Here is a 25870-nt window from a genome sequence, read left to right on the forward strand (position 1 = left end):
CCGGTTTGACGCAGCGCACGCCGGATTGACGGCGGGCTCGATCAGCGCTGCGTCATCGGGACGTAGTCGCGCACCTCGGAGCCGATGTAGGCCTGACGCGGGCGAGAGATTCGGCTGTTCTGCTCGAGGCTCTCCTTGTAGTGCGCCAGCCAGCCCGAGGTGCGGGGGATGGCGAACAACACGGTGAACATGTCGAGCGGGAAACCCATCGCCTGGTAGATGAGGCCAGAGTAGAAATCGACGTTCGGGTACAGCTTGCGGCTCACGAAGTAGTCGTCGCCGAGCGCCACCTCTTCGAGCTTGAGCGCGATGTCGAGCAACGGGTTCTTGCCGGTCACCTCGAAGACCTCATAGGCCGTCTTCTTGATGATCGTGGCGCGGGGATCGAAGTTCTTGTAGACGCGGTGCCCGAAGCCCTGAAGCCGGCCCTTGCCCTGCTTGACCGCCTCGATGAACGAAGCGACGTTGTCGACCGAGCCGATCTCGTTGAGCATGCGCAGCACGGCCTCGTTGGCTCCGCCGTGGCGGGGGCCGTAGAGCGCGGCCGCGGCGGCTGCGGTGGAGGAGTAGGGATCGGCGTGGGACGAGCCGACCGTGCGCATCGCCGTGGTCGAACAGTTCTGCTCGTGGTCGGCGTGGAGGATGAACAAGATGTCGAGCGCACGGCTGAGCACCGGGTGGGCATCGAAGCGGGGTTCGGCGATCTTCCACATCATTGACAGGAAGTTCGACGTGAAATCGAGGCTGTTGTCGGGGTAGACGAACGGCATCCCGACCGAGAACCGGTAGGCGCCGGCGGCCAGGGTCGGCATCTTGGCGATGAGTCGCACGATCTGGCGATCGAGATTCGCCGGGTCTTCGATGTTCTTCGCCTCTGGATAAAAGGTCGACAGCGCTGCGGCCGAGGACACCAACATGCCCATCGGGTGGGCGTCGTAGTGGAAGCCCTCCATGAACCGCTTGCGCACATTTTCGTGGATGTAGGTGTGGTGCACGATGTCGTAGCGCCACTTCTCGAACTGCTCTGCGGTGGGCAGTTCGCCGTAGATCAACAGGTAGGCGACCTCGAGATAGCTCGAATGTTCGGCGAGCTGTTCGATCGGGTAGCCCCGGTAGCGGAGGATGCCCGCCTCGCCGTCGAGTTCGGTGACTGCACTCTCGGTGGCCGCCGTCGCTCCGAAGGACGGGTCGAGGAACCAGATCCCCGGAAGAAGCTTCGCCCAGGCCTTCGCGTCGACGGCTCCGTTGACGATGGGGACCTCGACCTGTTCCCCAGTGCGGTTGTCGGTGATCGTTATGGAATCTGACACGTGCCTCATCTTACGTCCCGGGCGGCGGCCTCGGGGCCACCTGCGTGCAGCGCACGAAGTGTTCATCTGCTCGTGACCTCGCGCCCGCCGCATTCGTGGGCGATCCCCACCTGCCGTTCTCCGATAACCAGTGGTCGTGATCACGACCACTGGTTATCGGAGAACAGGCAGGTCAGGGGGTGCCGGTGAGGGCGAGACCCGGTTGCTGGGGTACCTCGTCGGCAACCACCTCGCGGATCACCTCGGCAACGGCGCGTTCGGCCGGGCTCAGCAGTCCCCGACGGCGCCGCGCCAACCCGACCGAACGGGTGCTGATGTCGGAGATCATCACTCGACGCCAGGCGCCATCGAGTGTTCCCGGCACCGCCGACGCGGGAAGCACCGCGGCGCCGTAGCCGCTGAACGCCAGCGATGCCAGCAGTCGCATCCCGTCGATCTCCGCCTTCGAGATGAATCGCACGCCGACCCGTTCGGCCGCCTCGTCGAGTTCGCTACGAAAGCTCGTTCCGACCGCGGAGATCAACACCTCGTGTTTGGCGACCTCGGCGAGGGTGACGCTGTCGCGGTCCGCGAGCGGATGTTCGAGTGGCACCACCAGAATGCGTTGTTCGACAAAGAGGTCCTCGGAGCTGAGTTCGGGGTCTTCGACCGGGGTGTTCACGATGGCGAGGTCGAGTTGCCCGCCGGCGAGATGCAACACCAGCGAGGAGGTGGTCGCATCGAGAATGACGACGCGAACCTGGGGGTAGTGCGCTTTCAGCCGGGTCAGAAACCCGGGCACGATCCATCGGGCCGTCGTTCCGATGATTCCGATGCGCACGGATCCGGTCACCACGTCTCGCATCGCCGCGACGTCGGAGGCGAGCGCCTCGTATTCGTGGTCGATGCGGCGGGCGCGTTCGGCCACGACCCGACCCTCGGCGGTGAGTTCGTTGACCGCCCGATCGATCAGCGTCACACCGAGTTCTCGTTCGAGCCGGGCGACGTGGGTGCTCACGTTGGATTGAACGGTGTTGAGGGCCTTCGCTGCGGCGGAGAAGCTGCGGTGTTCCCCGACAGCGAGCAATGCTCGGAGCTGTCGTTGGTCCATGGTGCCGATCGTACCCCGCAATATCTCTAAAAGCGATCACAACTATCGACAACAACTGCTGGAAAGATTGCTTGCAGCTGTTTATACTGAACCTCACAAGAGCGGCCAAGGCGAACGGACCCCCCTCCGAGCCGGGCCGCCGGTCTCCGACAGAATCCCCCCTCTGCGGAAGACCAACCCCGAAGGACCGGATCCCCCCTCCGGTCCTTCGGCTGTTTTGCCCGGATGGGTCGGGTCCTCGCATATTGCGCGAAGAACCCCGTGTGGAGGCGGGGTTCAACGGATAGCGTCGGGGCGTGGCCGACTCAGCATCAGCATCACGTCCAGCGAAGAAGCGCCCGCCACGCCGGGCACGGACTCCGAAGTTCTCCAGCGCAGCGATCTTCGACCTCGACCGAACGTTGCTTGCAGGAGCAAGCGGTCCGGTGTTCAGCGACGCCCTTCGACGCCACGGGGTCATCAATTCGCCGAAACTTCCGATCGAGCCGGCGCTGTTCAAAATGTTCGACCTGTTCGGCGAGAACCGCCCGACGATGCTGCTGACCAAACAGGGAGTGCGCCTCGCCAAGGGATGGAACCGCGCCGCGGTCGAAGCGGCAGCACTCGATGCGACCGACGAGTTGATGTCGAAGATCCTGCCCTACGCCATCACCGAAATCGCCCAACACCGAGCCGCCGGCCGAGCGATCGTGATGGCGACCACCACCCCGCATCACCTTGTGGCGCCGCTCGCGGAGCGTCTCGGCGTCGACGTCGTGCTCGCCACCCGCTACGGAGACGAGGCCCGCGACGACGGCATGGTCGTGTTCGACGGCACCGTCGAGGGGACCTACGTGTGGGGCAAGGGTAAGGCTGAGGTTGTCCATGCCTGGGCGCATGAGGCCGGAATCGACCTCGCCGACTCCTATGCCTACAGCGACAGCTACTTCGACCTGCCGTTGTTGTCGATGGTCGGCCACCCCCATGCGGTCAACCCCGACGCCCGCCTCGCGGCGGTGGCGCTGTTGCGGCGCTGGCCGATACGGTCGCTGGCCACCCCACCCGGGGTGCCGAGTTTCGCCGGGTACGAACCCCAACAGCTCGCCTTGCAGCTGGCCCGACCGGAGTTGTTGCCGTTCGTGTCGTTTCGCACCTATGGCACCCGACGGATCCCCGAGGCGGGCCCGGCGATCATCGTCGGGAACCACCGCAGCTACTTCGACCCGTTGGCGATCGCCGTCGTGTTGTCGAAACGTGGGCGCCAGGTGCGGTTCCTCGGCAAGAAGGAGGTGTTCGACGCCCCCCTCGTCGGCGACGTCGCTCGGGCGATGGGTGGGATTCGAGTCGATCGGGGCACCGGCTCGGATGCACCGCTGCGCGCCGCCGAGGAGGCGCTCGAGGCCGGCGATCTCGTGGCCCTGATGCCACAGGGAACCATTCCGCGGGGCCGAGCGTTCTTCGACCCGGTCCTCAAAGGGCGATACGGGGCCGCTCGACTCGCCCAGGCGACGGGGGTTCCGGTCATCCCCGTCGGGCTGTGGGGCACAGAACAGGTGTGGCCGCGGTCGTCGAAGCTGCCCAACGTCACCAACGTTCTGCATCCGCCGACCGTGTCGATCCGCGTTGGCCCGCCGGTGGAACTGGCCCACAAGTCGCTCGAAGACGACACCGAACGCATCATGGCTGCGATCATGCGGCAGTTGCCGGCGGCGGCCCGAGAATGGCGCGAGCCGACCCCGGAGGAGATTCGGCGAGCTTCGAAATCGGGTTCCCTCGACGACGATCTTGAGCACGAGAGCGACCGTCGACCCGGCGAAGACTGAGACTCGGCGCGGCCGCTGGCGCCAGCGGGCCATTCGGCCCAGAAAATCTCGCGGAACCCCTTGATTTCGCGGGTGGATCTGCCGATGGGACCTCATGGCCACCCATGAACGTCGTCAACAACGATCCCTGAAGGAACGCGCGAACGTCGCGGTTCCGTTGCTCATCGCTTGGAGCGTCGGGGTGTTGGTGATTGCCGCCGTCGCCAGTCAACCGTCCGCTCGCGCCTCGGAACTCCTCATGGATCCGGCGTTCACCATCGGGGCCAAGTGGTACACGGGCCTCGTGTCGAACCTGGGCGTGTTGGCGTGGACGGTGGCGGTGGTGGCGGCGTTCGCAGGTTCCTGGATCTGTGAACTCGGTGGCCGCCATAGTGCCGGACGGTTCCTGCGACGCGGCGGAGTCGTCGGGGCGGTGTTGTTGTTCGACGACCTGTTCATGCTGCACGCCGTGCTGTTGCCGTCAGAGTTTGCGATCCCGAAGCCGGTCGGTCAGGCCCTCATCGGGCTGGCGTTGCTGGGTTGGGCGTGGGCCGGGCGCACCGAAATTCGCCGTACGCACACGCACCTTCTGGTCGCTGCCGCTGCGGGCATGGCGATGAGCTACGCGGTCGATGCGATCTGGGCGCCCCTTCCGGGCGACGCGATGAACGTGGTCGAAGACGGCGCCAAATTCCTCGGCGTGTCGGCTTGGGCGACCTATTTCGTGGTGACCGCCCGCGACATCGCCAAGTCGGTGTTCGTGGACGCTCTGCTGACCTGGCCCGATGCGGCCTATGAGTCGGTCTACGAGCAGTTGCGCGACGAGGACAAGCCCGCCGTTACCGCCGATGCCGATGCCGGTGCCGACGCTGAGGACCCTGCCAAAAAGGCCGTTCTCCGATAACCAGTGGTCGTGATCACGACCACTGGTTATCGGAGAACGAGCCGGGTGGCTGACTCAGAACGAGTCGGGAGGCTGGCTCAGCAGGTTTCTGCAGGAGCCCCCAGCGGGGTGCCACACAAGATGTCGACGAAGTCGACCGTGGTGGTCTCTTCGAAGTTGCCTGAGAGTCCGTCGGGCGCTTCGGCGTCGGGGTTCCAGCTGTAGATGCCCCAGGTCGGAATGCCGGGTCGGGCGAAGAGGCCCTCGATCTGCACATCCGGGGTCCAGGTCTCGTCACCGAAAATGCCGAGCATCGGAACGTCCTTCGCTGCACGGATCGCGGCGGTCACGTTCTCCCGGGAGGAGTCGGTGACGTTGGCGTCGCGAAGCATCTTGATGGTCGCATACAACCCGATCCATGACTGCTGGGCAGACGTCTTGAGGGTGTCGGGTTGCAGGCGGTCGTCGCCAGAGGCCGCAAGATCGGCGCGAAGAACCTCGTAGACCGGCACGTCCATCGTGGCGGGCGGGAAGGCCCCGACGAAGACCATCTGTTCGGCGGTGTCGCCGAGGTCGGTGACGTTCTTGTGGGAGAACGTGCCGAGGCTGATGCCGAACTTGAGGTCGGTCGCCAACTGCTGGCCGGCCTTCACCAACTGCACCGCTTCCTGCTCGCCGGTTGCGATGACCACGCCTTCGGCGCCGGCATCGGAGGCCGACAGGATGTACTGGGTGTAGTCGGTGGTGCCGGAGGCGACCGGAGCATCCGAAACGAACTCCGCACCATCTGCGCCGTAGACCTGCTCGAACAGCGACTGCATGATCGCCGATTCCGACAGATCCGGGCGCAGGATGCCGATCTTGTTGATGCCCGACTCGACCAGACCCTTCGGCAGCAGGAACACCGCACCGGAACTCGACGCGTTCAGCGGGAAGGCCATGTCGTCGTCGTAGTTGCCGGGGGTGAGGTTGGTGGCGACACGTGGAATGCCGGCGCCGGACAAGACACCGGCGACCTCGGAGGCCCCGGCGGTCACCAGGTCGTTGACCACGACCTGAACGCCCTTGTCGTCGAGGTCGCGTGCACAGTTCACCGCGGCGTCGAGGTTCGCCTTGTCGTCGCAGGTGATGACCTGAATGCACGAGCCGTTGACACCGCCGCGCTTGTTGAACGCCTCACCAGCGGCTTCGAGCGCAACGGCGACGTCGCCGAGGGAGATGACCGGCGATTCGAACACCGTCTGGGTCCCGACGATAAGTGGGGGCTTGGATTCGTCGCACGCACCGTCGTCCCAGAGGCCGAGCGCGGCGTAGTCGAGGTCGGCGGGCGTGTCGGTGGAGCTGCCTCCGCCGGTGGTTCCCCCGGTGTCGTTGTCTGCGTTGTCATCGCCGCCACAGGCGCTCAGTATCAGCGATGCGGCCAGGCCGAGCGCGATTCCGCTTCGGAGTCGTCGTGTCATGCGAACCCTTCCTTCGTTGCGATCGGCCGGGGTCTCGACCGATCGTGTGACAAGTGTCGCACTAGGTCTACCGCATTTCGCGAGGCGGTGTTGGCGAAAACGTAATCCAGGTTCTCTTTTTTCGCGAAGACTACAATCATGCCGACGTTGCGGCAGGTGCGCCCATTACGCTGCAGCATAACTAAGTGAGCGTTTACCGCGTGGGGTGCGCGCGGCGGCCAGGCAACAGCGTGACGTTCGATCGTCGATCGGGACGCAAACAGGGGGAAAATGTGCGTTCGTTCCTACAGTTTCTGATCATCGGCCTGGGCTCGGGGGCGACCTACGCGCTCTTCGCTCAGGGCGCGGTGGTGATCTACCGAGGTTCGGGTCTGGTGAACTTCGCGCAGGGGGCGGTGGGCACCCTCGCCGCGTACGTCGCGTTCGTCGACCTTCAAGCCGAAAGCGCCTGGCCGGTGCTACCGGCGATCCTCGTCGCCATCGCCGTCGCCGGCCTGGTCTCGTTCGCATTTCACGCCATCGTCCTGCGGGCGCTACGTGATGCGGCGCCCATCGTGCGGGTGATCTCCACGATCGGCATGCTCGGACTGCTTCAAGCGATCGTCGCCAAGCGATACGGAAGCGGAAACCGGCCCGTCGAGGCGTTCCTTCCCCACGACGTGTTCCGGGTGGGCGACCTCGTCATCCAGGAAGAGCGCGTCTACATCGTCGCCATCACCATCGTCGTGACCTTCGGACTGTGGGCATGGACCCGCTACACCCGAACCGGCCTGGCGATCAGCGCAAGCGCCGAGAACGAACGACTCGTGCAGACCCTCGGCTGGTCCCCGGCGCGCCTCGGTGCGATCACCTGGACGATCGGCGGCATGGTCGGTGGGCTCGCAGCAGTGCTGGCCGCGCCGCTCACCGGGCTGTCGGCCATCACCTTCACCATCGTGGTCACCCTCGCCGGCCTCGGCGCCGCGCTGCTCGGCGGGTTCCACTCGTTCCCGCTCACGCTGGTCGGCGGGCTGGTCATCGGCGTCGGTGAGTCGATGGCCACGCTCTACGGCGCCGACATCAAGGACCTGTTGCACCAGGAAACGATCACCGGGCTGAACCGGCTCGCAGCGTTCATCGTCATCATCGGGGTCGTCGTGGTGCGAGGCCGAGGGTTGCCGTTGCGTTCACACGTCGCTGCGAAGCTGCCTCGTCTCGGAACCGGTGAGATCAACCCGATCGGGGTCCTGCTGGCGGGCGGGGTCACGTTGGTGGTGCTGCTCGGCGTCATGAACGAGGCGTGGGCGCGTGCCACCTACACCTCCCTTGCCGCCGGGGTGATGCTGCTGTCGATCGTGGTGATCACCGGGTATGCGGGACAGATCTCGCTGGCTCAGTGGGCCTTCGCCGGAATCGGGGCGCTGATCGCCGGGCGAATGGTGCGGGCCGGAGTGCCGGTCGAGTTGGCCATCCTCGCCGGCATCTTGTTGACCATCCCGATCGGGTTGGTGTTCGCCATCCCCGCATTGCGAACCCGCGGCGTCAACCTGGCGGTCGTCACGTTGGCGCTCGGGTTCCTCGTGTCCGAAGTGGTGTTCGCCAACCCCAACTACCTTGGCGAACCCCTCGACGGTGGAACGCGGATCGGCACCATCACCCTGTTCGGCATGGAGGTCGACGCCCTCGATCATCCACACGCCTGGGCCGTGGTGTGTCTGGTGTTCCTCGTCGGGCTGTCGCTGATGGTGGCGAACCTGCGCCGGTCCAGAACCGGGCACCGCCTGTTGGCGGTTCGCACGAACGAACGGGCCGCCGCGTCGTTGGGAATCTCGGTGTTCGGGGTCAAGCTCTATGCATTCGCCTTGTCCGCCGGCCTCGCCGCGGTGGCCGGCATCCTGTTCGCGTTTCGCAGCCAGGTCATCACCTATCACGAGTTCAACCTGTTGGCCTCCATCGGCAGCCTCGGCAATGCGGTGATCGGCGGCCTCGGCTATGTGCTGGGCGCCCCCATGGCAGCGCCGATGGTCAACGGCGGGCTGGGAACGCGAGTGATGGAGGACTGGATCGGCCTCGCCAACCAGTGGGATCAGATCGTCGGAGCCGTCCTGGTGTTCGTCATCCTCATCTTCAACCAGAACGGTGTCGCCGACGTGGCAACCCGGCGCCGGCAGATCTGGGAGAAGTTACATCTCGTCAAGCCGCGGGCACGACGCACCGAGTTGGGTGCGGTGAACGAGGAGATGGTCGCCGTCGATGGGTCGGTGTTGAAGGTGTCGGGCCTTTCGGTGACCTTCGGGACGGTGCAGGCGTTGCACGACGTGTCGCTCGAGGTCCGCCCCGGCGAGGTCGTGGGACTGATCGGGCCGAACGGTGCCGGAAAGACGACGTTCATCGGCGCCGTCACGGGTTTCGTCGATTCCTCGGCCGGCCAGATCGACCTCGGCGACCATCGCCTCGACAAGCTGAGCGCCACCAGGCGTGCGCGTTTGGGGCTTCGCCGGTCGTTTCAATCGCTCGAGTTGTTCGAAGACGTGAGCGTCGAACAGAACATCCTCGCCGGCGCCGACATCAAAGAGCCGCTGCACTCGTGGTTCACCGACCTGTTCTGGCCGACCCGCCACGAGCTGCCGCCCGCGGCGGTCGCTGCGGTTCGCAGTTTCGAACTCGAGGCCGATCTCGATTCGAGTCCCGAGGAGCTTTCCTACAGTCGCCGGCGGGTCGTGGGCATCGCCCGCACGGTGGCCTCGGGTCCGTCGGTCACGCTGCTCGATGAGCCCGCCGCCGGCCTCGACGAACACGAAAGTATGGAATTCGCGGGGCTCATCAGGGCACTGGCGGATCAACGAAACATGGGCGTGCTGCTGGTGGAACACGACATGAATCTGGTCATGTCGATCTGTGATCGCCTGGTGGTGCTGGAGTTCGGACAGGTGATCGCGAGTGGCACGCCCGAGGAGATCCGAAACAATGCTGCGGTTCGAGCGGCGTACCTCGGCGAGAGCGTTGACGTGGAAAGCGTCGGGTCCGGCGCCGAGTCCGGGGGTGCTGTGGGCGCCGAGTCCGACGGTGCTGTCGCAAGTGCCGACACGCCGATCGAGGAGGTTGGATCATGAACGGAAGCCTCATCGAAGCGGTTGGCGTTTCGTCGGGATACGGCAAGGTCTCGGTGTTGCGCGGCGTCGATTTGAGCGTTGCCGCCGGCGAGGTCGTGGCGTTGCTCGGCGGCAACGGTGCCGGAAAGACCACCACGTTGTTGACCCTCGCCGGCGAGTTGACCCCCACCGAGGGCGAAGTGCGTTTCTTGGGCTCGAGTTGCACCGACCCGATGCACGTCCGCTGCCGCAACGGGCTCAGCTATCTCACCGAGGACCGTTCGGTGATCATGGAGATGACGGTGAAGGACAACCTGCGACTCGCCAACGTCTCGCCGGAGGTGGCCACGGAGTACTTCCCGGCGTTGGAACGGATCCTCGGCCGCCGTGCGGGGCTGTGTTCCGGTGGCGAGAAGCAGATGCTGGCTCTCGCGCGTTGCCTCGGCCGTAACCCGAAGGTGCTCCTCGCGGACGAGTTGTCCCTCGGCCTCGCACCCCTCGTGGTGGGGGGACTGCTGGAGACGCTGCGTCGCGTGGCCGACGAGCAGGGGATCGGGGTGTTGCTTGTCGAACAACACATCCGCCAAGCGTTGGAAATCGCCGATCGTGCCTATGTGATGGAGCGCGGACGCATCGTGTTGAGCGGTACCGCAGCCGAGGTCAGCGAGCAGATCGGCAAGGTCCAGTCGGCGTACCTCGCCGGCTGACCAGCGCCCAGGCCACCCGAGTTGCCCGTTCTCCGATAACCAGTGGTCGTGATCACGACCACTGGTTATCGGAGAACAGGTAGGGCGGCTCCGGGGAACAGGTTTGGGGCGGCTCAAGTGTCGGAGAACAGGTTGCGGATGTCCGCCTCCGTCAACGCGCCCGACAGCCCGTCGTCGGACATGACACTGTCGAACAGCGCGGCCTTGCGCTCCTTCAACTCCATGACCTTCTCCTCGATGGTGCCCACCGAAACGTAGCGGTAGACGATCACCGGGTTGGTCTGGCCGATGCGGTGGGTCCGGTCGATGGCCTGCGCCTCGGTCGCCGGGTTCCACCAGGGGTCGAGCACGAAGCAGTAGTCGGCCTCGGTGAGGTTCAACCCGAACCCGCCCGCCTTGAGGCTGATGAGAAAGACCGGGGTATCACCGTTCTTGAACGAGGAGATCGCCTCGTCTCGACGTCTGGTCCTGCCGTCGAGGTAGGCGTAGGTGATGCCCTCGTCGTCGAGGCGATCCCGGACCCTCGACAGGAAGCTCGTGAACTGGCTGAAGACCAGCGCCCGGTGCCCCTCCGCGAGAATCTGTCCGAGGTCCTCGACGAGTCGGTCGATCTTGGCCGAGCCGATGTAGTCGTACTCGTCGTCGATGAGGCCCGGCGCGAGGCTCAGCTGGCGCAGCAACGTCAACGATTTCAGGATCTCAAACCGGTTCTTGTTCATGTCGCCGACGAGACCCAACACCTTTCGTCGCTGCTGTTGCAGTTGGGTGTCGTAGAGCTTCTTGTGTTTCGGACTGAGGTCGACCGGTACCTCGAGTTCGGTCTTCGGTGGGAGCTCCGCGAGTACCTCGTCCTTGGTGCGACGTCGCATGAGTGGGGCGATTCGCCGCCGCAGCGTCGCCAACCGCTCGGGCGCGAACCCGCGCTCGATCGGGCGTTGGTAGACCTCGGCGAATCGTTTCGGATCCGGGTAGAGCCCCGGAGCGGTGATCGAGAGCAACGACCACAGGTCCATCAGGCTGTTTTCGAGCGGCGTTCCGGTGATGGCGATCTTGGTATCGGCCTCGAGTCGACGCACACAGAGGTACGCCTTGGAACGGTGGTTCTTGACCATCTGCGCCTCATCGAGCACGAGCGTGGTCCAGCGATGTTCGGCGTAGTCGTCGAACTCAAGACGAAACAGCGTGTAGGAGGTGACGACGACGTCTGCCCCATCGACGACGGCGCTCAGCGGGGCGAGGCGGCGGGCCTCGGTCTCGGTCACGCAGCGTACGACGAGGTCGGGAGCGAATCGCTCGGCCTCGTGTTGCCAGTTGCGAACGACACTCGTCGGGGCGACGACGAGGAAACGCGGACGCTCAGGGGTCTTCGAGCCGGGGCTCCCACCGGCGTCGGCCTCAATCCCGCCGGACGCGAACTCGGCGGAAGCGAATTCGTGCTCCTCGAGGAGGTGGAGAAACAGCGCCAGGACCTGCACGGTCTTGCCGAGGCCCATGTCGTCGGCCAACACCCCGCCGAGGTGCGATCGCTGCAGGAAAGCCAGCCAGTCGAGGCCGACGTGTTGGTAGTCGCGAAGCTTGGCGTCGAGCGACAGCGGGGTCGGGACCGGTGTCGGCGCGGTCAGCTCGCCGAGTTGGGCAACGCTGCGCTGCCATCGGTCGGACTGCGATGCGACAACTCCGAGCCGGGTGATCTCGTCCCACCAGTCGGTCTGAAACCGGTTGATACGCACCGACGATGCGTCATCGGCGAGCCCGTCGAGGCCTCGGGCTTCCTCGATAAGGGCACGCAGCTGTTCGAACTCCGGGCGATCGGTGCTGACCCATGAGCCGTCGTCGAGAATCAGTGTCGCCTCTCCCAGTGCCAGCGCCGTGAACAGCTGGGCAAATGGCACCTCGTGACCGTCGATCGTGACCTCGATGGACAGGTCGAACCAGTCGTTGAACGGGCTGATGATCGTCGAGTCGCCGGAGCCCGCGGCGTCGCTTCGGCTGTCGCTGACGGTGAGCGAGACGAGGGCGTCCCCCGACAGCTCGTGCAGGGAAGGCACCGATTCCGACACCTCGACGGTGATGTGTTCGGCGGCCCCGAGTGCGTCGAGAACCTCGGTCATGAACACGACGAGTTCGGAGCCGCGCACGGTGAGATCCTGTAGATGGCCCTGTCCATCGGCCAGGCGCTCGAAGCGGTCGGTCGGCAGGTCGAGGGCCTGAGCCATGGCGAGTTCGCCACGGCGGTCCCGCGGGGCGCCGAGCGCGCCGTGCAGGGGGAAACGCGACGTGACGGCTCCGCGCCGGTACACGACATGCCACTGCAGCGATGCCTCGTTGAGGGTCGTGCGGTTGACGACGGCCACGAACCCGTCGAGTCGCCGCGGTGTAAGGTCGACCGTCGAGTCCGAGGAGGCGACGGTGCACGACCGGGCGATTCGCGGCACGTAGGTGTCGAGGAAGTCGTCGATTTCCGGCGTCGGGACGAGGAATGGGCCGACGTCGAGCAGTGCCCCGACGGCGGTAGCCGGCACCGGATCGATTCGGGCGAGGGCCAGCGTGGTGCCGTCGTCGAGGAAGACGCCGTGGGCTGACCGGCCGATCGGCGCCCACTCCCGGACCGACGACGACTCCCATCCGAGTTCGACGAGCGGGTCGCTCAGGTCGATCGTGGGGCGCACAAGAAGTCCCTGCTCCACGAGCGTCAGGTCGACGACGACCGATGCGCTGCGTTCGAGGAGCCGCACCGGTGGAGCTGTCGTATCGTCGCGAATGAAGGCGACGCCGGCCGCTTGTGCGTCGTCGAGTTGCTTCCACACGGCGTGGCCGAGCGCGTCGAAGTATGCGTCATGGGAGCCGTAGGCGAACGCATTGGACGGCAGGTTGGAGACGATGGCGGCCAGAGCCTGGCGCTGTTCGTGATCGGCGCCAGCCAGTCCTGGCTTTGACATGTCGGTGATGTCGCGCCACGAGGCGCCGGTCTTGACCCAGGTTCCCCGGGCCCCGGTGCGGACGGGGCGAACTGCGATCGATGCGCGGACCTCGCTGCCGAAGCGTTTGGTTCGCTGCTCGACGGAGAACTGCAGTGCAAGGTCGGTGGGGGTGGCGTTCGCCGACGCGGCCCTGGCGAAGTCCTGGAGCGCTCCTCGCCACGTGGGCCGCCTGAATGCCGCGGACACGGAGGGGGCGGGGACGGCGAGGCCGGAACCGGAGATGAGGGTGGTGTCGTCAGAGAGCGCGAGTTGCGTGGCCCCCGCTGCGGTATCGGAGGGTCGGGATCCGTATCCGTAACCGCGGGCCGACAAGATGAGCGCTACCACGTGTTTGCAACGGCCACCGAGCGGACAGTCGCAATCATCGCTGACACGCACGGAGCCGCGGACGTCGTCCACCGAGAACCAGGTGTTGTACGGCTCGCGATCCGAGCCCTGGACCCGGCCCAAATACGCCCCGAAATCGTCTTCGACCATGTCGACCATGGCCCGGTCCTGGCGTGCATAGCGCACACCCCGCTGGATCGTCGCGTCGGAGTAGGTGCGATGCAGCACCTCGTCGGTCACGGCGTCGACAGCCCTGCGGAGGTCGTCTGGAAGGTCGGGATTCACGGGCCGCGAGCCTACGCGTCGATCCAAGCGTTCTCCGCCCGACTCGTTCTCCGATAACCAGTGGTCGTGATCACGACCACTGGTTATCGGAGAACGGGCGGAGTGCGGCCGGCTCGGGTGGGGTTGGATCGTCGGTGGCCTCGTCGGTCAGGTCGCCGCGGTGCAACTTGGCGGTGTCAGCGGCGAGTTGCCCACTCGCCCACCCCGCCCGATCGTAGGAGCGGCGCATCGAACCGGAAGTGAGGTTCGTGAATCGATCGTTGAACAGGTCGTCGACCTCTTGTTGGCGACCGGCGAGCACCGGAAGGAACGCATCGCCGTACTCGGCGGCCGCCGCGTCGGCGGCGTGTTTCGATGCCTCGCTGAGGCGCTCGTCGATGCGCTGAGCGAAGGCCTGGTAGAAGGCTGCTCGAAATCCGGCTGAGCGCGTTCGGGTGCCGGGCGCAGCGGTGCGCGCCGCGTTGTTGAGCGCCGCCTGAGCCTGCACGAGCAGCGAGGTGAACAACACGTGCACCGCAGCGACGTCCGCAGGGAACCCGACGACGGTCGACATGTCGAGGCCGGTGAGAAACACCGTTCGACAGCGCGACTGTCGGGCGATCATCTGCAGGAGCAGCGACTTGGCATCGGCATAGGGCGCATCGACAAAGACCCGGATGGCGACCGGACGGTCCTCGGGCGAACGGCGGTCGCCGGCCGTGAGCATTGCCTGATCGATGGCATGGCGGACGATGAGTTCCTGGGCTTTGGCGGTGAACGCTGCGGCCTCGGCCTCGAACTCGGTCGACTCTGCCTTCGCCAGCAGATTGCGGACTCGTTCGATGACCGGGTCGGCGGCGGTGTCGGGTGCGACGGCGCCACCGCCCGGCGGCCAGGTCGTCGAGCTGTCGGCGCCAGGAGGGGGGATCAGGACATCGAGGCGGCCGAGCCTCAGTGTTGCGAAGGTCTCACTGATCGACAGCAGCGCCTCGGCGCGAGTGGCTGCGCCGCGTAGCGCGGTGGTGATCCAGTCGCGTGTCGTCGCCCCTTGGACGATGTCGAGGGACTCGATCTGGGCGCGCCACCGAGCATCGATGCTGGTTGGCGGGCGCCTCAGGTAGTCGGCGGCGACCAGGGCGCTGAGGATGTCGCGGGTCGTGCGATTTTTGGTCACGCGTGTGACGTGGCGGACAAGTTCTGCGGGTTGCCATCCGTGGGCCCACACCTGGTCGATTTGGAGGAGGAGCAGTCGCTCTGCGCCCCGATTGACGGCGGAGGCATCAAGCTGAGCGAGCCGTCGACGTGCCGGTTCGCTGCTCCGATCCCTCGACACAGCGCCGTAGACCTCGTGCCATAACGCGTCGACCTGCTCGGTCAGGATCCGCTCGCGCGCGAACGGATCGTTGAAGTCGTAGGTGTCGTGGTCGTGCTGTCGCCCGCCGTACGAGTTGCCGCCCGTGCCGCCCGTTGCCCCGCCCGAGACGCGGCCCGACCGGTCGCGTAGTCCATGGTCGCGTTGCGCATGCTCGCGGCGGGCCTGTTGGCGTGCCTTGCTCTTCGCGGCGCGGCGCGCCCGGTTGTTCGTTCCCATGGTGGCGATGCTAGAGCGGACCCCCGACAGCGAGGCGCCGGCGCAAGCTGTGTTCATGCCCGCGGCGACGTCGCGTTGAGGGTACGGTCGCGTCACCGGAGTAATTCCGTCGTTGTCTAGAACAAAGGAGTCACCATGACCGATCTCGCGAGTCGCGCACAGGCCCTGCTCGACATGCATCATTCGCCAGCCACGCTGGTGCTTCCAACCGTGTGGGACGTGTGGTCGGCCCGCACGGTCGTCGACGCCGGATTCGGTGCGCTCACCATCGGTAGTCACCCCGTCGCCGATTCTCGAGGGCAGCGCGACAACGAAGGGATGACGATCGATGACGCACTCGACAGCGTTCGTCGTATCACCGCCGCAGTCGACGTGCCGGTGAGTGCCGATATGGAATCGGGTTATGCGCTGGCCCCGGCCGAACTCGTCGACCGGGTTCTCGAGGCCGGTGTGGCAGGCATCAACGTCGAAGACACCGTGCACAGCGAGGGCCGGGTACGGTCGCCCGCCGAGCACGCGGAGTACATCGGAGCGATTCGCGCCGCGGCCGATTCCGCCGGGGTCGCGCTGGTCATCAACGCTCGCACCGATGCGTTCATCGGGGCCGTCGAGAGCTACGCCGACCCCCTTGCGGAGGCCATCGCCCGCCTGAAGCTGTGCGAGGAGGCGGGAGCGCGGTGCGTCTATCCGGTGAAGGCCCCGAGCCGCGAGGCCATCGAGTCGTTACTTTCGGAGTTGTCGGGACCGGTCAACGTGTTGGCGAACCCGGTCGACGGATCGGCCGCGGGATCGTTGGCCGACCTGCAGGCCCTCGGGGTGCATCGCGTGTCGATGGGGCCGCTGTTGCAGAAATCGCTGGCGCCGCGCCTGGCCGACCTCGTCGGACCGTGGCTGGGGTGACCCGCCCATCGGCCGCAACGTCGGCAATGTCGGTGAGCTCGATCTGCCAGTATGCGGACATATGAAGCATTCACATCGTCTGGTGACGCTCGCCGTGGTTTCCGTTCTGGTGCTGTCCGGTTGCAAGTCGGACCCCGGCGGGACGGTCGACTCGGCCGGGGCCAGCGCCGACGAGCCCACGACCACGACCACGACGCTCCTGCAGGGTCCGCCTGTGGCGCCCGACGCCCTCGACATCAGCTTCACCGAGGCGCCGTTCGCCTACGACGGAGATGTGTCGTTCGTGTCGGATCTGCGTTGTGGTCCTGCCGAGCGCAACCTCGTCGACGTGGCCGTTCCCCGAAGTGTCGACGAGATCGAGGCGGCGCGCTCTGAGGGATCGGCCGATCTCCCGCTCGTGGTCCACATCCATGGGGGCGGCTTCATCGGCGGTGATAAGGCGGAGGTGTGGACCGAGGATGCCGAGGAAATCACGACCTACCTGGCCAACGGTGTCGCCGTCGCGTCGCTCAATTACACGCTGTTGGCCTCAGCTGCTGACGGTGGCGTGAAGACCTCGATGGGCGACGCCGCGGCATGTCTGCAGTTCCTGCGATACAACGGCTCGGCCACGTTCGGGATCGACCCGGATCTGGTGGTGTTGCGCGGCGGAAGTGCTGGCGCTGGAACATCGCTGTGGCTGGCGACCCATGACGATCTCGCGGATCCGACGAGTTCGGATCCGATCGAACAACAGTCGACCAAACCCATCGCTGTCGCGGTGGTCGAAACCCAGGCCACCTACGACCTCGACCGGTGGGGTACCGATGTCTTCGGCGACTACACCGAACTGTTCGCCAACCAGACGCTCGTGCAACTCGCCGAGGCGTTCGGCCTCGCAGACCGACTCCTGTCGTTCTACGGCATCAGCGACTCCAGCCAACTCGCCACACCCGAGATCGAGGCATACCGCGCAGACGTCGACATCTTGGCCCTCATGGACCCGAACGACCCGCCGGCATGGGTGCGCAATACCCGTGAGGAGGAGGTGTTGCCCGTATCGGTCGGCCTGTTGTTTCACCACGGGTACCACGCCAGGGCGTTGCAGCGTCAGGCGGAGGCGGTCGGATACGAGGCCGAGGTGACGTGGGGGTTTCATGCCGAGCCGGCGACAAGTGAGACCGACTTCGTGTTGAGAGCCATCGACGAGGCCCGCTGACCGGGGTTGGGGGAGCCAGGGAGCGCAGCTCCGGGTCGGGTTGGAGAGTGTTACGAGCGGTCATCCGAGCGCCCACAAGGTCGGCATGGTCAGATGACGGCAGGCGTTTGCAGGTTGCGTTATCGGCCAAATCCATGAGGAGTAGAGGTCTTGAATGACCATTTGACGTAGGCCAAATTGCCCAATTTCGGCGGGTGCCTGTCATTTCCTTGCATTCTGCTCCCAGGATCCTTACGTTCGCTCGGCGCAGTGCGCGAGCGTCGGTTCCTATTCAAGGATGATATGGGGGCGAGTCATGCAGTCGAATACGGCAGTAGCGATTGGTGGGGGAATAGTCCTCGCCGGGGCAGTGGGTCTATCCAGGACCCTGATGAACGGGTACCAACAAGAGGTCGCGGCGACGTTTCATCGCCTCAGGAACGAGTTTCGCGAGACATGTCGCGCAGGGAGTCTGTTTCCAGGATTCGGCTCGGGTGGAATTGCCGCACTCTTCGTGATGGCATCATGTCGTATCTCGCACCTCGATCCGCGTTCGGTCAGTGCCGACGTTCATCGCTGCCTTGCCGGCCGACCGGATGAGTTCGGCACGGTTACCGCTTGGTCGGTTGCTCGCAACGGTCGCACCCTTGTCGGGAATTGCATCAAGGAGCGAAACGCGAAGGCTCACCACACGACGATTCGTTGGGCCCTGTACGTGGCCGCACGGCTCTTCACCATGGCGGTCGCCGCATACGTGCTTGAAGTCATATGGCTGGCTGCTACGCGTGATCGAGCCGAAATAGCGCCACTCGTTGGCCCTGCTGCAGGGAATGCTTTGGCGGCATTGGGCGCCGCGGCGGCGGCGAAGGCCTTCCGCCATCATCGCCCCGACAACGCTCGAATCTTCTTCGTGATGGTCGGCGGAGCAATGGCGGTATCGGGGTCCTTGGGGATGGCGTGGTCGACCGTGGACCCCGAAATCCGGACGCTTGGTCACCTCGGACTCGTGATCGCCGGTGGGTTCGTCGCGTGCTGGGCGAATCTCGCATCGATTGACGGCCATCCCACGTCGCTGTGCCGGGCGTTCGCTGGCGTTGGGTCGGTTGGGTTCTTCGTCGTATTCGTCGTAACGGCCTGGGAGGTTCTCACCAGCCCGATCGCAGGGCCGATCCGTGCCGCCAATACCTTCGGCGCCTTCGGGTGGCTCATTCTTGGTACCGGGCTGGCGACCGTCGCAATCTGCGGCAAGAGCATCGGTGTGGGCACAGGCAATTGCCTCAACCATGATGTGACCTGCGCCTGTTGAGCTCTGTAGTACCCCCAGGCGAGTTTGGGGGATTGCCCCGATGGTCCCGGCGTCCGTCTCGGGCGATCGTCAGTGCATGGAACGTTCACTCCTCGTCTTGTTCGTCGTCGGCCTGGTGCTCGTCGCCTCGGAATTCGTCATCCGCCGTCATCGCAACATGGACATCGACCTGCACGACACGTGGGTCTCGGCGGGCGTCGGTTCGTTGTGGTTCGCTGCGAAGGCGATCGGCGGATACGCGGGCCTCATCGTGGTGTACCGCTGGATCTCCGATCAGTGGGCCCCCTGGCAACTCCCGCTGAACAACCCGCTGACGTGGATCGGCTACTGGCTGGTCGGCGACTTCTTCTACTACTGGGTGCATCGGGCGGAGCACCGCAGCCGGTGGATGTGGGCGAGCCATGTCGTGCATCACTCATCCATCGACTTCGGCTTCACCACGGCGATTCGTATGCCGCCGACGGAGATCCTCTACAAGCCGCTCACCGGGCTGTGGGCCCCGCTCCTCGGCTTCCCACCTGCGATGTATGCCGCGATGGCGGCGTGGGGACTCATCACCGGGCAACTCCAACACACCCGCATCGTCGGATCGCTCGGTGTGCTGGATCGATGGCTGGCGACCCCGTCGAATCACCGGGTGCATCACGGCTCGAACGAGCGCTACCTCGACAAGAATTTCGGTGGCCAGACGATGATTTGGGACCGCATCTGCGGCACCTACGAGCCGGAGAGCGAACCTGTTGTCTACGGCGTCACCGAGCCGCTCGCCGGCACCCGGGTACGCGACGTTGCGCTCGGCGGCTACCCGGCGCTGTGGCAGGCGCGAAGGAGCCGACGTCTCGAAAGCGCCGGAGCCGCGGTCTAGGCGCCCGGGCAGCGACAGTGCGACGGGCCGGCAGCGACAGCGGCGACAGGGCGACAGGGCGACAGGCCGGCTCGGGATGCCGGTCAGCCGCTCGTGATGGTCCAGCCGGCCGTGTCCATGTCGGCGATCGCTCCGCCGTCGACGACGTCGAGTCCCGCGGCGCGCATCTGCTTGGTGGCCACCGCCGAACGGTTGCCGGACCGGCAGTAGACGACGTAGGCGCCGTCGGTCGTCAACTCGGCGATGAGTTCGTCGAACGAGCCGCCCTGGATGTCGAGATTGTCGGCGCCCTCGACGTGTTGCTCATCGAACTCACGGGCCGTGCGCACGTCGATCACTCGTCGGCCTTCGGCCAGGGCGGCCGTGGCGGAGTCGACGCCGGCCGCCGGAGTGTCGGTGCCGGTTGTCGCCTCGGCTGAGACGTTGGCGGAACCCGCCGAATCGGATTGGTCATCGGAACACCCACCGGCGACGAGGGCCGTCGTCAGCAGTAGCGCCGGGAGGACACGGACCCGCAACCTGTCGCCAGGCCGGACCTGCAAGACGTCACCTGACTCGACGGTTGCTCGTCGACCAATTCCTCCACCCACGGCGCTCTCCTCGTATCGATGTCACTTGACGAGTTCACGCTACGGCACGGTTGCGGGCAGAACGACCGGCGATGGTCCCGATCACCTGTGCCATCCGGCCCGCTCGTTTCGGGTCCGCGTCGGTGCTGGCCTGAAACGGTGCGGGTCGCCTCAGCGATTGAGCGCGAGGACCAACTCCCGAATCTCATCCGGCGCCTTCGAGGGTGATCCGGCGTCGAGCGGAGGCTGTGGGTCGTATTCGATCCCGAGTTGGATGGCCTGGGCGGTCTCGACTCCGGCCAACTCGATGACCAGGCGCAGCGCCATGTCGATACCGGCCGACACCCCCGCCCCCGTGATGACCTTGCCTCGCACCACGACCCGTTCCTCGGTCGGGCGGGCCCCGAAGGACGCCAACTCGTCGTACGCGATCCAGTGCGTCGTGGCATCGAGTCCATCCAACACACCGGCGGCGCCGAGGATCAGTGCGCCCGTGCACACCGACGTCGTCCAGGTGGTGCTCGGATGCGCGGTGCGTACCCACTCGACGAGAGGGTTGCCGTCGTGGGCCATCTCACGCGTGACGTAGCCGCCGGGCACGACCACGACGTCGGGGGTGGGAACATCGTCGAAGGTGTGCTCGATGTCGAGGTGCAAAAGGCCCTTGTCGTCGGTCACCCGTCCTCGTTCGGCGCCGACCAGCACGACCTCGGCCCCCGGCAACCACGTCAGGACCTGGTAGGGGCCGATCGCATCGAGGATCGTCATCTGGTCGTACATCGCGATGGCGATCGCGGTGGTAGCTGCTGGTGAGTCAATAGCTCTCTGTTCGGTCATTGGAACGGCTCCTTCAGTGGGATGCATGGTGGTGGCGGTAGGCCGCCGGGCTGAGGCCGAGCGTCCGGTCGAACACTCGGTGCAGGGTGGAAGGGTCGCCAAGTCCGCTACGTCGAGCGACCTCGGCGACGGTGAGGTCGGTGGTCTCGAGGAGCGACCGGGCGAGGTCCACTCGACACGACTCCACGTATCGACCGGGCGTCACCCCGACCTGCTCGCGAAAGACCCGGGCGAAATTGCGTGGGCTCATCGACGCCACCGCCGCGAGTGCAGCGACCGAGCAGTCCCCAGCCGGGTCGGCCGCAACCCAATCCTGAGCCTGTCGAATCTCGTCGCGTCTGGCCGTCGTCGCAGCGACCGGCGTTGAGAACTGCGACTGTCCACCCACCCTGCGCAGATACATCACGAGCCACTGCGCCACCTGCCGGGCCGACTCATCGTCGTGGTCCTGGGCGACCAGCGCGAGCGCGAGATCCATGCCCGCGGTGACCCCGGCGGAGGTCCAGACGCTGTCATGTCGGACGTAGATCGAGTCGGTCTCCACCGTGACGCTGGGATACTCGGCGGCGAGCCGCTGCGCCCAGGCCCAGTGGGTCGTCGCCCGCCGGCCGTCGAGCGCGCCGGTCGCGGCGAGGACGAATGCCCCCGTGCACACCGACCCGACCCGCTCGCAGTCGCGCATCAACCGGCACAACTCGCCGACCAGTTCGGGGTTGGTGCTCTCGGTGCGGCTCCCCTGGCCGCCGGCGACGAGCACGGTGTGGGGGAGTGGTTCGACGCGGCCGAGGTCCTCGAGCGCCCATCGTGGGGTGACGCCCAGCCCACTCGAGCAGTGAACCGGCATTCGCCCAAGGGTTGCGACGCCGACGTCGTAGCCGACGCGGCCCTCGGAGCCGACGCGGCCCTCGGAGCGCAGCACCTCATCGGCGGTACTGAACACTTCGAGCGGCCCGGTCACGTCGAGGGACTGGACGCCGTCGTAGGCGATGATGGCAATTCGACGGGGGTGCGGCTCGGGCATAGGTCCAGACTGCGCCACCCCCGAGGCGGCCGCAATGCCATGAATCATGCAGATCCGGACGACTTTGAGCCGGACGACCTCGATCGCTACGCCTTCGAGACGGACGACGCCGATGAGGCTCAACACGCTGCACCAACGGACCGCCGCGGGGTGGTGGCTCGCATAGTGTCAGCGACACACACCGCGAGGGGGCATTCGCATGGAGACCGCTACACCCGGAAACGCAACTAGCGCGGGGTCGACGACCGATGTCGACGTGCTGATCGTCGGTGCGGGCATCTCGGGGATCGGTGCCGCGTATCACCTGGGTGACCAGCGACCCGGCACCACCTTCGTGATCCTCGACGCGTTGGATTCCTACGGAGGTACCTGGCTGACCCACCGCTACCCGGGCGTTCGTTCCGACAGCGACCTGTACACGCTCGGGTACCGCTTCAAGCCATGGACGGGGCGCCCGATTGCCTCAGGCGGCGAGATTATGGCCTACCTGGGCGAGGTGATCGACGAGAACGATCTCGCCCGCCACATCCGCTATCGCCGTCGGGTGACCGACGCGACGTGGTCGTCCGAGAAGGCCTGTTGGACGGTTACCGTGACCGTCCTCGACGCCGAGAGCACGGCGACCGAGACGTACACCGCCGGGTTTCTGTGGATGTGTCAGGGCTACTACGACCACGGTGAGCCCTACACCCCCGACTGGCCGGGCCTGGACGATTACGCCGGCGCGCTCGTCCACCCACAGCATTGGCCGAGGGATCTCGACCTCACCGACAAACGCGTCGTCGTGATCGGCTCGGGGGCCACCGCCGCCACGCTCGTTCCCGCCATCGCCGGCGACGCGGCCCACGTCACGATGCTGCAGCGCTCGCCGACCTATTTCATCAACCGCCCCAACTCGAGCGAACTCGCCGACACGCTGCGCGGCCTCGACGTTCCCGAGGAGTGGACCTACGAGATCGTGCGCCGTCAGATGATGCAGCTCACCGATCTGTTGACCACGACCGCACGCGATCACCCCGACTATGTGCGAGACATGCTGCTCGACGAGGTGCGCAACCAGCTTCCCGAGGGATTCGACGTCGACACGCACTTCACGCCGTCGTATCGCCCGTGGCAACAGCGTCTCGCTGCGGTGCCCGACGGCGACCTGTTCGATGCGATCCGTGGCGGCAAGGTCTCGATGGTGACCGACACGATCAAGCGGTTCACGCCGACGGGGATCGAGACCGATGGTGGCGAGACGCTTGAGGCCGAGGTCGTCGTCACCGCCACGGGATTCAACCTCTCGGTACTCGGCGACATCGACTTCACCGTCGACGGCGAATCGATCGACCCGTCCACGCTGGTGTCCTATCGAGGCATCATGTTCTCGGGCCTGCCGAACCTGGCCTATGTGTTCGGCTATTTCCGGGCCAGTTGGACGCTTCGTGCCGACATCATCAGCGACTTTGTGTGCCGCGTCCTCACCCGCATGGACGAGCGCGGCGACACGACGGTGATGCCGCGCCTTCGCGACAGCGACGCCGACATGGCCCTGTTGCCGTGGGTCGATCCCGAGAACTTCAACCCGGGCTACCTGGCGCGGTCACTCGACCGGATGCCTCGCCGCGGTGATCGTGAGCCGTGGACGTGGGGCAGTGAATACCCCGATGAGAAGGCGGCGCTCGAAGCCGCCGATCTCGACGACGGGACCCTGCAGTTCTCCTGACGGCGGTACTCGGAACGGGAGGCCGGCCGGTCGTCGCCGCGAACTTTGTGCAGAACGTGACATCACGTGTCACTTTCAGCAGAAAGTTCGCGGCTGTACCTCAGCACGCGCCCAGCGCCGAGCCTCAGCGGGTGGTCTTGGTGCCCTTCAACTCACCGGAGTCGCGCCACGCTTCGAGGTACTCGACGTATTCCATGAGCGGTCCGGGAAACACGGCGCTGCGTGCGGCCAACATCGTGCGTTCACCCTCGCTGTTGTTGTAGCTCGGGGTGCACGTGCGGTTGTAGCGGGCGAGGGGACCGGAGGCCTCCCACAGGATGTTCATCCACTCGTCTTCGGCCTCGACGGTCGCCTCGATGGTGGCGATGCCCTCGTCGCGGCAGTGTTCGATCATCCAGGCGATGTGGTTGGTCGACTCGCCCAGGAAGTGGACGAAGTTCAATCCGAACCCGGCCTGAACGAAGCTCACGACGAAGAAGTTCGGGAACTCGGCGGTGAGCACCCCGTGCAACGAGTGGGTGCCGTCGTGCCAGCGTTCGCTGAGCTTGGCGCCACCACGCCCGATCGGGTCGAACCCGAGACGGCCGACCAGGCCGCTCGTCACCTCGAACCCCGACGCGAACACCATCAGGTCGAGCGGGTATTCGGTGCCGTCGATGATCGGCCCGTTCTCGCTCATCTCGCGAACGCCCTTGCCGTCGGTGTCGACGAGATGGACATTCGGGAGGTTGAACGACTGCAGGTACTCGTCGTGGAAACAGAGGCGCTTGCAGTGCTTGCCGTACCACGGCTTGAGCTTCTCGGCGGTGGCGGGGTCTTCGACGACCTCGTCGATGCGGCGTCGGAATCCCTCCATCACCTCGAAGTCGATGCGTTCGAGTTCCAGGCGTTCCTCTTCGGTTGCCGGCTGGCGTTGGGTGTCGACCTTCAGCGCCTGGCCCCAACCATCGCCCACGAGGTCGACCTCGGGCTGTTGGCCCGTCGCCACCGAGGTGAAGTTGAGGGTGCGTTCACGCTGCCAGCCCGGGGACAGCGATTTGAACCATTCGGCGTCGATCGGCTGCTGATTGCGCACCCCGACTGCGGAGGGCGTGCGCTGGAAGACGTACACCTCCTTGGCGGTCCGGGCGAGTTGCGGGACGACCTGTACGGCGGTCGCTCCGGTGCCGATGATGCCCACGACCTTGTCGGCGAGACGGTCCAACGGTTCGGTCGGGCTACCGCCGGTGTAGTCGTAATCCCAGCGTGTCGTGTGGAACGCCTTGCCCTTGAAGTTCTCGATCCCGTCGATCCCGGGCAGCTTCGCCTTGTGCATGAGTCCGCCGGCGGAGATGAAGAAGCGGGCGCGGATGCGGTCGCCGCGCTGGGTGGTCACCTCCCAGCGGTTGGCGGCGTCGTCCCACGCCAGCCCTTCGATCTCGGTCTGGAACAAGGCGTGGTCATAGAGGTCGAAGTGGCGACCGAGCAATTGGGCGTAGCCGAAGATCTCCGTGGCGCTCGCATAGCGCTCGGTGGGCATGTAGCCCGTCTCTTCGAGCAGCGGCAGGTAGATGGTGGAATCGACGTCGCACATGCAGCCCGGGTAGCGGTTCCAGTACCAGGTGCCGCCGAAGTCGGCGGCCTTTTCGATGATCCGAAAGCTGGTGATGCCGCGTTTGGTGAGGTTGATGCCGGCGAGCATGCCCGCCCATCCGCCGCCGAGGATGACCACCTCGGTCTCTTCGATGACGGGGTCGCGTGTGAAGTCCGGATCCGCCCACGGGTCACGGTCGAGGTCGTACTCGTCGAGGGAGTGGTACTGCGCAAGCCCTTCGTCGCGCAGTCGCTTGGCCCGTTCGGCCTCGTAGCGTGACTTCGCCGAGTCGATGGCGTCGTCGAGATCGGTGCCGTGTGCGCCGCCGGCGTCGCTGCCGGGCGAGGTGGAGTCGGGTCGGGTCATGGCGGCCTCCGAGCGGGGTGTGAACCGGACGTACGTCAAAATCTGACGAAGTGTCAGATTTGACTGATCATCCTACGGTGCGG

18 protein-coding genes are annotated in these 25870 nt (G+C 65.8%); 9 read left to right on the plus strand and 9 right to left on the minus strand.

What is annotated here, in order from left to right; all coding sequences use genetic code 11:
• Positions 1-41: 41 nt before the first annotated feature.
• Both M9952_07640 and M9952_07645 read right to left on the minus strand, forming a co-directional pair.
• On the minus strand, positions 42-1319 hold the full coding sequence (locus M9952_07640) for a citrate synthase (protein MCO5312787.1): 1278 nt from the start codon (positions 1317-1319) through the stop codon (positions 42-44).
• Positions 1320-1482: 163 nt separating this feature from the next.
• Positions 1483-2400 (minus strand): LysR family transcriptional regulator, encoded by a 918-nt coding sequence (locus M9952_07645; protein ID MCO5312788.1) that lies wholly within the window; start codon positions 2398-2400, stop codon positions 1483-1485.
• A gap of 296 nt (positions 2401-2696) precedes the next feature.
• Here M9952_07645 and M9952_07650 point away from each other — a divergent pair, with 296 nt between their 5' ends.
• Together M9952_07650 and M9952_07655 are read left to right on the plus strand one after the other, a co-directional pair.
• Positions 2697-4202, plus strand: a complete 1506-nt coding sequence (locus M9952_07650) for an HAD-IB family hydrolase (protein ID MCO5312789.1) — start codon at positions 2697-2699, stop codon at positions 4200-4202.
• Between the two features lie 94 nt (positions 4203-4296).
• Entirely contained in the window at positions 4297-5085 is a 789-nt protein-coding gene (locus M9952_07655) for a hypothetical protein (protein ID MCO5312790.1), read from the plus strand.
• 77 nt (positions 5086-5162) lie between these two features.
• Here M9952_07655 and M9952_07660 read toward each other — a convergent pair whose 3' ends face one another.
• The gene (locus M9952_07660; GenBank protein ID MCO5312791.1) at positions 5163-6524 is read right to left on the minus strand and encodes an ABC transporter substrate-binding protein; all 1362 of its coding nucleotides are present in this window, start codon (positions 6522-6524) and stop codon (positions 5163-5165) included.
• Positions 6525-6796: 272 nt separating this feature from the next.
• Here M9952_07660 and M9952_07665 point away from each other — a divergent pair, with 272 nt between their 5' ends.
• Together M9952_07665 and M9952_07670 are read left to right on the plus strand one after the other, a co-directional pair.
• Positions 6797-9616 (plus strand): ATP-binding cassette domain-containing protein, encoded by a 2820-nt coding sequence (locus tag M9952_07665; protein MCO5312792.1) that lies wholly within the window; start codon positions 6797-6799, stop codon positions 9614-9616.
• Complete coding sequence (locus M9952_07670; GenBank protein ID MCO5312793.1) at positions 9613-10302, plus strand: ABC transporter ATP-binding protein; 690 nt, start codon at positions 9613-9615, stop codon at positions 10300-10302. The genes M9952_07665 and M9952_07670 overlap by 4 nt, the downstream gene beginning before the upstream one ends.
• Positions 10303-10415: 113 nt before the next feature.
• On the opposite strand, the gene M9952_07675 is transcribed toward M9952_07670, so the two are convergent.
• Positions 10416-13895: a DEAD/DEAH box helicase gene (locus M9952_07675; protein ID MCO5312794.1), complete on the minus strand. Its 3480-nt coding sequence runs from the start codon at positions 13893-13895 to the stop codon at positions 10416-10418.
• Between the two features lie 70 nt (positions 13896-13965).
• The gene (locus tag M9952_07680; protein ID MCO5312795.1) at positions 13966-15465 is read right to left on the minus strand and encodes a DUF2786 domain-containing protein; all 1500 of its coding nucleotides are present in this window, start codon (positions 15463-15465) and stop codon (positions 13966-13968) included.
• Positions 15466-15600: 135 nt separating this feature from the next.
• Between M9952_07680 and M9952_07685 the strand changes: the two genes are divergently transcribed.
• The 4 genes from M9952_07685 to M9952_07700 all read left to right on the plus strand — a co-directional run bounded on the left by M9952_07685 (position 15601) and on the right by M9952_07700 (position 19713).
• Entirely contained in the window at positions 15601-16365 is a 765-nt protein-coding gene (locus tag M9952_07685) for an isocitrate lyase/phosphoenolpyruvate mutase family protein (GenBank protein MCO5312796.1), read from the plus strand.
• A 61-nt stretch (positions 16366-16426) separates the two neighbouring features.
• Positions 16427-17563 carry an alpha/beta hydrolase fold domain-containing protein gene (locus M9952_07690; protein MCO5312797.1) on the plus strand — a complete coding sequence of 379 codons (1137 nt, stop codon included), beginning with the start codon at positions 16427-16429 and terminating at the stop codon, positions 17561-17563.
• Between the two features lie 370 nt (positions 17564-17933).
• A complete protein-coding gene (locus M9952_07695) occupies positions 17934-18848 on the plus strand; it encodes a hypothetical protein (GenBank protein ID MCO5312798.1) in 915 nt (304 codons plus the stop codon).
• A 76-nt stretch (positions 18849-18924) separates the two neighbouring features.
• Entirely contained in the window at positions 18925-19713 is a 789-nt protein-coding gene (locus M9952_07700) for a sterol desaturase family protein (GenBank protein MCO5312799.1), read from the plus strand.
• An 83-nt stretch (positions 19714-19796) separates the two neighbouring features.
• Here M9952_07700 and M9952_07705 read toward each other — a convergent pair whose 3' ends face one another.
• The 3 genes from M9952_07705 to M9952_07715 form a co-directional block, all read right to left on the minus strand.
• On the minus strand, positions 19797-20303 hold the full coding sequence (locus M9952_07705; protein MCO5312800.1) for a rhodanese-like domain-containing protein: 507 nt from the start codon (positions 20301-20303) through the stop codon (positions 19797-19799).
• Between the two features lie 150 nt (positions 20304-20453).
• The gene (locus M9952_07710) at positions 20454-21119 is read right to left on the minus strand and encodes a DJ-1/PfpI family protein (GenBank protein ID MCO5312801.1); all 666 of its coding nucleotides are present in this window, start codon (positions 21117-21119) and stop codon (positions 20454-20456) included.
• 13 nt (positions 21120-21132) lie between these two features.
• Positions 21133-22266 (minus strand): DJ-1/PfpI family protein, encoded by a 1134-nt coding sequence (locus M9952_07715; protein MCO5312802.1) that lies wholly within the window; start codon positions 22264-22266, stop codon positions 21133-21135.
• 73 nt (positions 22267-22339) lie between these two features.
• Here M9952_07715 and M9952_07720 point away from each other — a divergent pair, with 73 nt between their 5' ends.
• Complete coding sequence (locus tag M9952_07720) at positions 22340-23848, plus strand: NAD(P)/FAD-dependent oxidoreductase (protein ID MCO5312803.1); 1509 nt, start codon at positions 22340-22342, stop codon at positions 23846-23848.
• A 124-nt stretch (positions 23849-23972) separates the two neighbouring features.
• On the opposite strand, the gene M9952_07725 is transcribed toward M9952_07720, so the two are convergent.
• The gene (locus M9952_07725; GenBank protein MCO5312804.1) at positions 23973-25787 is read right to left on the minus strand and encodes an NAD(P)/FAD-dependent oxidoreductase; all 1815 of its coding nucleotides are present in this window, start codon (positions 25785-25787) and stop codon (positions 23973-23975) included.
• Between the last annotated feature and the right edge of the window lie 83 nt (positions 25788-25870).

The sequence above is a fragment of the Microthrixaceae bacterium genome (assembly GCA_023957975.1).
In the GTDB taxonomy this organism is placed as follows: domain Bacteria; phylum Actinomycetota; class Acidimicrobiia; order Acidimicrobiales; family Microtrichaceae; genus JAMLGM01.